Origin of the sequence: Nocardioides sp., assembly GCF_031422975.1 — a bacterium.
GTDB lineage: Bacteria > Actinomycetota > Actinomycetes > Propionibacteriales > Nocardioidaceae > Nocardioides.
The window spans coordinates 1-8,796 of sequence record NZ_JANPEO010000647.1; the positions used below are offsets into that span (position 1 = coordinate 1).

Sequence of the window (8,796 nt, forward strand, 5' to 3'; positions counted from 1 at the left end):
GGGCCTCTGGTGGGACGAGTTTGGTGCGTCCGAGAAACCCAGTGAGAGGACCAGCACCATGCAGTCTCGAGCAAACCTGAAGCGCGCCATCGTCGCCGTGGTCATCGGCGTTCTCATCGGGGGTGGGATCACCGCGATCAGCCCTGCAGGCGCCGAGGTGTCGCAGTTCGCCGCCACCAACTGGAAGAAGATCTGGAAGAAGAAACTCCAGCCGCTGGCGGACAAGCGCTACTACACGAAGGCCGCCTCCGACGCCAAGTACGCCGCCGCAGGGTCGGCCTACTCCAAGGCCGAGGTGGACGCCAAGCTCGGTGGGTACTACACCAAGGCGCAGTCCGACGCGAAGTACCAACCCACCGGAAACTACGCACTGAACGGCTCCTCCTACACCAAGGCCGAGAGCGACGCCCGCTACGCACCGGCCCAGCCGCTCTATCGAGGAACGATCATGCTCCAGGGCAACGCGGCCGCACCTGGTGCCGGGGGTGGCACGGGCATCTCCTTCGGAGCAACCTTCGCAGCGCCGCCGACGCCGCACTACATCAAGCTCGGTGACCCAGTGCCGGTCGGCTGCTCGGGCACGGCTGCCGCACCCAATGCGGCAGCCGGCAACCTCTGCGTCTTCGAGAGCGAGGCCGTGGGCGTGGGCGCGAACCGGGGCATCTGCCGCGGTGGAGTCGCCCTGTGCTCGGCGACCGACGCATTCGGAGCCGGTGTCTATACCTTTAGTGCGGGCACCGGGATCTGGGAGGTGCTCGCTACCTGGGCAGCGCGCCCGACCGGCGTCGTCAACCCCTCGTTCGCGCCTTCGAAGCCTGGGGCTGTGAACGGAGCCGGCGCTGGCGGGCAAGCGGCCAGCACTCGCTGACGGGGCTCACGAGGAGGACGGGCTCCTGGGTCGGCGGCGACGTGTGACGCGTACTACTGTCGCGGTGTGACCCAGGAACACGTCAACAAGTCCGGTTTCGAGACGCGTGCGATCCACGCCGGCTACGAACCCGATGCCATGACCGGAGCGGTGATCCCGCCCATCTACGCCACCAGCACCTACAAGCAGGACGGCGTCGGCGGGATGCGCGGCGGCTATGAGTACAGCCGCTCCGCCAACCCGACCCGGACCGCGCTCGAAGGTGCCCTCGCGGCCGTCGAGGAGGGTGAGCGCGGCTTCGCGTTCGCGAGCGGGCTGGCGGCCGAGGACACCGTCATCCGGTCCCTCACGGCTCCCGGCGACCATGCGGTCATCCCCGACGACGCGTACGGCGGCACCTTCCGCCTCTTCGACAAGGTGGCCAAGGTCTGGGGCCTCGACCACAGCCCGGCCGCGGTCTCCGACGTCGACGCGATGCGGGCCGCGATCGTGCCCGGCAGGACCAGGCTCGTGTGGGTCGAGACACCCACCAACCCGATGCTCAACATCGGCGACATCGAGGCGCTCGCCTCCGTGGCCCACGAGGCGGGCGCGCTGCTCGTCGTGGACAACACGTTCGCGTCGCCCTACCTCCAGCAACCGCTGACCCGGGGTGCAGACGTCGTCGTGCACTCGACGACGAAGTACGTCGGCGGCCACAGCGACGTCGTCGGCGGAGCCGTCGTCGTGCGCGATCTCGAGATCGCCGACAAGATCGCCTTCCACCAGAACTCCATGGGTGCGGTGCCCGGCCCCTTCGACTGCTTCCTCACCCACCGCGGGCTCAAGACGCTGGGCGTGCGGATGGATCGGCACTGCGACAACGCCGAGAGGGTCGTCGAGTTCCTCAGCAGCCACGCCAAGGTCGCCGAGGTGATCTACCCCGGGCTCGAGACCCACCCCGGCCACGCGATCGCCGCCAAGCAGATGAAGCGCTTCGGCGGCATCATCAGCCTCCGCGTCACCGGTGGCGAGCAGCACGCGCTCGACGTCTGTGCCAGGGCCGAGGTCTTCACGCTCGGCGAGTCGCTCGGCGGCGTCGAGTCGCTGATCGAGCACCCGGGCCGGATGACGCACGCGAGTGTCGCGGGCACCGACCTCGAGGTGCCGTCCGACCTGATCCGCCTCAGCGTGGGCATCGAGACGATCGAGGACCTGCTCGCCGACCTGGACCGGGCCCTTGCGTGACGTGAGGACAGCGAGATGACCTCGCCCGCGCCGCACACGGTCGTGTGCGTCGACTTCGGGTCGACCTTCACCAAGGCCTCCTTCGTCGATCTCGAGAGCGGCGAGATGATCGCGTCCGCCAGTCATCCGACGACGCTGCCCGGGCCAGACGGCGTCGGCGACGTCCTCGACGGCTTCGACGCCTGCCTCGCGGTGCTGGTCGCGCAGGATGCTCGCGCCGTGGACGCCGAGGTGCTGGCCTGCTCCAGCGCGGGCGGCGGTCTGCGGATCGCCGTCGTCGGCAACGAGGAGCTGGTCACCGCCGAGGCCGGGCGACGGGTGGCGCTCTCCAGCGGCGGCAAGGTCGTGGCCGTGCTCTCGGGCGGCCTCGATGTGCAGCGGTACGCCGACCTGCGCGACGCCCTCCCGGACGTGGTGCTGCTCGTGGGGGGCACCGACGGCGGGAACAGCAGCCAGCTGATCGGCGACGCCGCCTTCCTCGGGGCCGCCCGCTGGTCCGGCCCGGTCGTCGTCGCCGGCGACGTCGAGGCGCACGAACAGGTGGCCGCCGCCTTCGAGGAGTCGCGAACGCCGTACGTCCTTGCCGACAACGTGGTGCCGAAGATCGGCGTGCTCGCGGCCGGGTCGGCGCGCGCCGCCATCCGCGAGATGTTCCTGGCGCACGTGATCGGCGGCAAGCACCTCAGCAGGCGCACCGACTTCACCGCGATGGTCAAGGGCGCGACCCCGGACGTCGTGCTCACCGGTGTCGAGCTGTTGGCGCGCGGGCCCGGCCCCGATCTCGACGGCAACGCGCGACCCGGTGCCGGGGACGTGGTCGTCGTGGATGTCGGCGGGGCGACCACCGACGTGCACAGCGTCGTCGAGATCGACCCGGAGGAGAGCGGTCTCGCGCGCGAGGTCGTCGCCACGACCGCGGTCACGCGCACGGTCGAGGGCGACCTCGGCATGCGGTGGTCCGCGGTCAGCACGGTCGAGGCCGCGGAGCTTCCCGACCTCGAGGCCGCCGCGCACCGGCTGCGGGCCCATCCCGACTACCTGCCCCACTCCGACGACGAACGCGACATCGACGAGGCCATCGCCCGGGCCGCGATCGGCCTCGCCCTCAGGCGGCACGCCGGTCGGAGCAAGGTCGTGCTCAGTCCCGAGGGTCGCGTCGTCGAACGCACCGGCAAGGACCTGCGCGAGATCGACCTGCTCGTCGGCTCCGGGGGAGCGCTGCGCAACGGCGCCGCCGGCGTCGTCCACCGTGTGCTGCTGCCCGCCACGGGCGAGCACGCCGGCGGCTGGCAGCTGCCCCGGGCGCCTCGCGTCGTCGTCGACCACGACTACGTGCTGGCCGCAGCCGGTCTGCTCGCCGGGGCGCATCCCGAGGCGGCGTACGGACTCGTCCAGGGGCTCGCGCTCAGCGTGGATGAGTAGCCTGCACTCGTGACGAAGGACAGCGGGTCAACGGACCGGGAGATGGTCTCGGCCACAGGGCACGACGAGGACGCGGAGCGGCCGGGCTCCGACTCCCGGCGCACGGAGCGGCTGGCGGCGCAACTGGCGCACCAGTGGGCCTCCCTGCGCGCCGAGCGCCGCCCCGAGCCGATCACGATCACGACCGGGACCAGCAACTTCAGCCAGGCGCAGGTGCCCTGGGGCATCGACCTCGCGGCCGCCTGGTCGTGGCGGCTGATCGTCATCGCCGCGGCCGTCTTCGGCCTCGCCTGGCTGCTGGCCTTCCTGGTGGTCATCACCTTGCCGCTGGCCATCTCGCTGCTCATCGCCGCACTCGTCGCCCCGGTGGTCGGCTGGCTGCAACACCTCGGACTGCCTCGCGGGCTGGCCGCGGGCATCGTGATGATCCTCGGCATCGCCACCGTGGGCCTGTTGCTGACCTACGTCGGCCAGCAGGTGGCGGCCGGTGCACAGGACCTGGCCGACTCGGTGGTCGAGGGACTCGGCCAGATCAAGGACTGGTTGCGCACCGGGCCCTTGAGCCTGAGCGACAGCCAGCTCAACGGCTGGATCGAGTCGGCGCAGCGCACCATCACGGAGAACTCGCGTCAGGGCGGCGCCGTGACGCGGCTGACCGAGGTCGGCACGGCGCTGGGACACGTCCTCGCCGGCTTCTTCATCATCTTGTTCTCCACCTACTTCTTCCTCGCCGACGGCGGCCGCATCTGGTCGTGGCTGGTTCGCCTGGCGCCCCGAGCAGCCCGCGGGCACGTCGACGGCTCGGGCCGGGTCGCGTGGATCTCGCTCACCCAGTTCGTCAGGGCCACCGTGCTGGTCGCCCTGGCCGACGCGATCGGTGTGGCGATCGTGGCCGCCATCTTGGGTGTGCCGTTCGTGCTCGCGATCGGTGTCCTGGTCTTCCTGGGCGCCTTCGTCCCGATGGTCGGCGCGACCGTCGCCGGCGTCGTCGCGATCCTGGTCGCGCTCGTGGACCAGGGTCCGATCACGGCGCTGCTGATGCTGGGTGGCGTGATCCTGGTCCAGCAGATCGAGGGCCACATCCTGCAGCCGTTCCTGATGGGTCGCTTCGTGTCCCTGCACCCGCTCGGCGTGATCGTGGCGATCGGTTGCGGGGTGCTGGTCGCGGGCATCGCCGGCGCGCTCATCGCCGTACCCCTCGCCGCCGCAGGCAACGCCGTGGTCAACCACCTGGCGAAGAAGCGGGAACCCGAGGAATTCGACTCGCCGGTCGTGACCGATGACGAACGTGAGGACCTGGAGGAGGAGGTGTCGAGTGACTGACCCGCGCCCGACCAGCGTGACCCTGGCCGACATCGAGGCCGCTCGCGAGGTGCTTCGCGACGTCGCCGTGCGGACCCCCATGGAGGAGTCGCGCTGGCTCTCGAGCCTGATCGACGGTCCGGTGAGCCTGAAGTGCGAGAACCTCCAGCGCACCGGCTCGTTCAAGATCCGCGGCGCCTACGTCCGCATCTCCCGGCTCTCGGCCGACGAACGCGCTGCCGGTGTCGTCGCCGCGAGCGCCGGCAACCACGCGCAGGGCGTGGCGCTGGCCGCCACCACCCTCGGCATCCGCTCCACCGTCTTCATGCCCGAGGGCGCACCGATCCCGAAGGAGAAGGCGACGCGGGCCTACGGCGCCGACGTGCGCTTCCACGGTCGCTACCTCGAGGACGCACTGGTCGAGGCGAGACGCTTCGCCGAGGAGACCGGGGCGGTGCTCATCCACCCCTTCGACCACGCCGACATCGTCGCTGGGCAGGGCACCGCCGGGCTGGAGATCCTCGAGCAGCGGCCCGACGTCAAGACCGTGATCGTCCCGACCGGTGGTGGCGGACTGCTGGCCGGCATCGCCATCGCGATCAAGGCCTCCCGCCCCGACGTCCGCGTGATCGGGGTGCAGGCCGAGGGAGCCGCGGCGTTCCCGGGTTCGTTGCGCCAGGGCGCCCCGGTGCCCCTGTCGTCGATGACGACGATGGCCGACGGGATCGCGGTCGGCTGTCCCGGCGAGATCACCTTCGCCGCCGTACGCGACCACTGCGACGAGGTGCTCACGGTCTCCGAGGAGTCGCTGTCGAGGGCGCTGCTGGCACTTGTCGAGCGGGCCAAGATGGTGGTCGAGCCGGCGGGGGCGGCGGCTGTGGCGGCCATCTTGGACACGCCGACCCACTTCGAGAGCCCCGCCGTCGCGGTCCTCTCCGGCGGCAACATCGACCCGCTGCTGCTGGGCAAGGTCATCCGGCACGGACTCGCGTCCGCCGGACGCTACCTCTACCTCCGCGTCGTCATCCCCGACCTTCCGGGCGGCCTGGCGGGCCTGCTGACCCGGGTCGGGGAAGCGGGCGCCAACGTGCTCGAGGTCGCGCACGAGCGGATCTCGCCGACCCTCACCCTCAACGAGGTCGAGGTGCGGATCCAGCTCGAGACCCGTGGCGAGGTGCACGCCGAGGTCGTGATGGGCCAGCTCCGCGAGGCCGGCTACAAGGTCTACGAATAGCAGTTGACCCGGCACGAGAGGTGCCGGGTCAACAGTGGATCGAGATCAGGCCTTGTAGGGCTCCGCGTCGACGATGTCGACCTGGATGTCCTTGCCGTTGGGCGCGGTGTAGGTGACCGTCTCGCCCTTGTCGTGGCCGTTGATCGCCGCGCCCATGGCGGACTGCGGGGAGTAGACGTCGAGGGTGTCGCCCTCGGCGAGGTTCTCGCGCGCACCGAGCAGGAACTTCGCCGTCTCGTCCTCACCGCTGAAGCGGATGGTGACGACCATGCCCGGCTCGACGACGCCGTCGTTGGCCGGCGTCTCGCCGACCTCGGCGCGACGCAGCATGTCCTCGAGCTGTCGGATGCGGGCCTCCTGCTTGCCCTGCTCGTCCTTGGCCGCGTGGTAGCCGCTGTTCTCCTTCAGGTCACCCTCGTCTCGCGCGGCCGAGATCTTCTCGATGATCTCGGCGCGACGAGGCCCCTTGAGCTCCTCGAGCTCGGCGGTGAGCTTGTCGAAGGCATCCTGCGTGAGCCAGATGATGCCGGCGTCCTGGGTCATGTCGGTGTGCTCCTACTAGGTGGATACGCATGTATTCGCATCCACTGGGTCGTGGTGTGGTCCTGCTGCCGAGCCGTTCGGCTCGCGCTCAACGGCGGCGCACTCGGCTGGCGCTGCCGGGCGGGCAGATGGACAAGGTTAGCAACTCAGGCGGATCAATGCAGGTTGACGACGGCGAACGGGCTGGTCAGGGCCGATTTCGACGCTCAGCGCGGGCGTTGCTGGTCGGGTGTGGTGCACCCGACCAGGTCGATGCTCGTCGCTCGTCGTTCGGTGCGGACCTCGACGTCGTTGCGCCCCGGGGTGGGGGTGAAGGAGACCTCGCCGACGGTGGTGTGGTCCTCCGCGAAGGCGCGCACCCGGCAGCTGGCGGTGACGTCGTCCTCGAGCTGTACGTCGATGTGCGCGACGGCGGAGCTGTCGTCGCGCACCTCGTAGCCGACCAGCTCCGACTCGGCTGCGGGAGTCCCGTGCGCCCAGGCGACCCACGCGACCCAGGCGAGGAAGACCACCGCGAGCGCGGCCACGGCGGCGATCAGCACCGGCCGGCGCCACGGTGCCGGTGCGCCGTACCGATCGGTGAGGTCGCTGACGGCTGGCGCTGGGTCGGTCACCCCTGCAGCCTAGAGAACCCTGCCCAGAGTGGAGAACCTAGACTCGGATGCATGCCGCAGCCCGTCACCCCAGCCGGACCCGAGCCCACCGGACCCGAGCCCACCGGAGCCGGCACGGCCGCCCGGCCGCGCGCCGGATACCGCCTCATGCACGTGCACGCCCATCCCGACGACGAGTCGAGCAAGGGCGCGGCCTCGACGGCGATGTATGTCACCGAGGGCGTGGACGTCCACGTCGTCACCTGCACGGGCGGCGAGCGCGGCTCGATCCTGAACCCCAAGATGGACCGGCCCGACATCCTCGACAACATCACCGAGATCCGGCGCCAGGAGATGGAGCGCGCTCGCGACATCCTGGGCGTCCGGCAGGACTGGCTCGGCTTCGTCGACTCCGGATGGCCCGAGGGCGACCCCAAGCCGCCGCTCCCGGAGGGCTGCTTCGGCCTGGTTGACGTCGAGGCCGGCGCGGCGCCACTGGTGAGGCTGATCCGCGAGTTCCGACCACACGTGCTGACGACCTACGACGAGAACGGCGGCTACCCGCACCCCGACCACGTCATGTGCCACCTGATCTCGGTCGAGGCGTTCCACGCGGCGGGTGATCCGGAGCGCTACCCCGAGGCGGGGGAGCCCTGGCAGCCGCTCAAGCTCTACTACCAGCACGGCCACAGCCGGCCGAAGGCCGTCGCGCTGCACGAGGCGATGCTGGCCCACGACCTCGAGTCACCCTGGGCGGAGCGGCTGGCCGAGTGGCCCGAGCGACCCGACTGGGATGCCCGGGTGACGACCAAGGTGCCGTGCTCGGACTACTTCGGCGTGCGCGACCAGGCGCTGCTCGCGCACGCGACGCAGATCGACCCCGATGGCTGGTTCTTCTCGATCCCGCGGGAGGTCCAGGCAGACACCTGGCCGACCGAGGACTTCGAGCTGGTCGTGAGCCATGTCGCCTCCGAGACGCCGGAGGACGACCTGTTCGCCGGCATCATCGACCCCGCCTGAGAGACTGGAGCCATGGTCACGCTCACGTTGCTCGCTGCTGTCACCGAGGGCCCCGCGCCCGAAGACGTCAAGGCCGGATGGGTGGCCCTGATCATCTTCTTGCTGCTCGCCCTCGCGGTCGCCTTCCTGGGGTGGAGCCTGACCAAGCAGCTGCGCAAGGCTCAGGCGGCGAAGGACGCCGGGGCGTACGGCGACCAGCCGGTCGAGGCCGATTCCGCCGACGAGCCCACCGGCGGGGACTCTCCCACGTCGGTCTGAGGAGCGGCGCTACGCCCGGGCGAGCCGCACGAAGCAGTCCCACGCCGTCCTGGTGACCTCGCTGCCGTGACCGTCATCGGCGCTCACGACCCGGGCCACCCGCTCGGCGCGGGCGAGCTCGACGTCGATCCCGTCGAGGTCGGCGACGACGTCCTCGGCGGTCATCAGCACGGCCGGGTCCTGCGGTCCGCCGGTCCCCTCGGTGAGGTTGGTGGAGTCGTGCGCGACCCAGACCAGCATGCCGCCGGGTCCCAGTGACCTGAGGACGTTTCTCACCGCCGTACGCCGCATCGCGGCCGGCACCTGGAAGTAGGCCACCACCGCGAGGT

At 70.6% G+C, this 8,796-nt stretch carries 9 protein-coding genes and 1 pseudogene; 7 read left to right on the plus strand and 3 right to left on the minus strand.

The window, feature by feature from the left end:
• Window positions 1-58: 58 nt before the first annotated feature.
• The 5 genes from RMO85_RS19015 (at window position 59) to ilvA (ending at window position 6,053) form a co-directional block, all read left to right on the plus strand.
• Entirely contained in the window at window positions 59-868 is an 810-nt protein-coding gene (locus tag RMO85_RS19015; protein ID WP_310530283.1) for a hypothetical protein, read from the plus strand.
• A gap of 66 nt (window positions 869-934) precedes the next feature.
• A complete protein-coding gene (locus RMO85_RS19020) occupies window positions 935-2,095 on the plus strand; it encodes a cystathionine gamma-synthase (protein WP_310530284.1) in 1,161 nt (386 codons plus the stop codon).
• Between the two features lie 15 nt (window positions 2,096-2,110).
• The gene (locus RMO85_RS19025) at window positions 2,111-3,517 is read left to right on the plus strand and encodes a glutamate mutase L (RefSeq protein WP_310530285.1); all 1,407 of its coding nucleotides are present in this window, start codon (window positions 2,111-2,113) and stop codon (window positions 3,515-3,517) included.
• 9 nt (window positions 3,518-3,526) lie between these two features.
• Window positions 3,527-4,840, plus strand: coding sequence for an AI-2E family transporter (locus RMO85_RS19030; RefSeq protein ID WP_310530286.1), 1,314 nt, complete (start codon window positions 3,527-3,529; stop codon window positions 4,838-4,840).
• Complete coding sequence (gene ilvA, locus RMO85_RS19035) at window positions 4,833-6,053, plus strand: threonine ammonia-lyase (RefSeq protein ID WP_310530287.1); 1,221 nt, start codon at window positions 4,833-4,835, stop codon at window positions 6,051-6,053. Before RMO85_RS19030 ends, ilvA begins: the two co-directional genes overlap by 8 nt.
• A gap of 45 nt (window positions 6,054-6,098) precedes the next feature.
• Here the strand turns inward: ilvA and greA are convergent, their stop codons facing one another.
• Window positions 6,099-6,596 carry a transcription elongation factor GreA gene (greA, locus tag RMO85_RS19040; protein WP_310530288.1) on the minus strand — a complete coding sequence of 166 codons (498 nt, stop codon included), beginning with the start codon at window positions 6,594-6,596 and terminating at the stop codon, window positions 6,099-6,101.
• A 206-nt stretch (window positions 6,597-6,802) separates the two neighbouring features.
• Window positions 6,803-7,210, minus strand: a complete 408-nt coding sequence (locus RMO85_RS19045; protein WP_310530289.1) for a DUF4307 domain-containing protein — start codon at window positions 7,208-7,210, stop codon at window positions 6,803-6,805.
• A gap of 147 nt (window positions 7,211-7,357) precedes the next feature.
• Between RMO85_RS19045 and mca the strand changes: the two genes are divergently transcribed.
• Both mca and RMO85_RS19055 read left to right on the plus strand, forming a co-directional pair.
• Window positions 7,358-8,209, plus strand: coding sequence for a mycothiol conjugate amidase Mca (mca, locus tag RMO85_RS19050; protein WP_310530291.1), 852 nt, complete (start codon window positions 7,358-7,360; stop codon window positions 8,207-8,209).
• Window positions 8,210-8,221: 12 nt separating this feature from the next.
• Window positions 8,222-8,467 (plus strand): hypothetical protein, encoded by a 246-nt coding sequence (locus RMO85_RS19055; RefSeq protein ID WP_310530290.1) that lies wholly within the window; start codon window positions 8,222-8,224, stop codon window positions 8,465-8,467.
• Window positions 8,468-8,476: 9 nt separating this feature from the next.
• On the opposite strand, the pseudogene RMO85_RS19060 reads toward RMO85_RS19055, so the two are convergent.
• Window positions 8,477-8,796: pseudogene (locus tag RMO85_RS19060) on the minus strand (class I SAM-dependent methyltransferase); the annotation flags it as partial.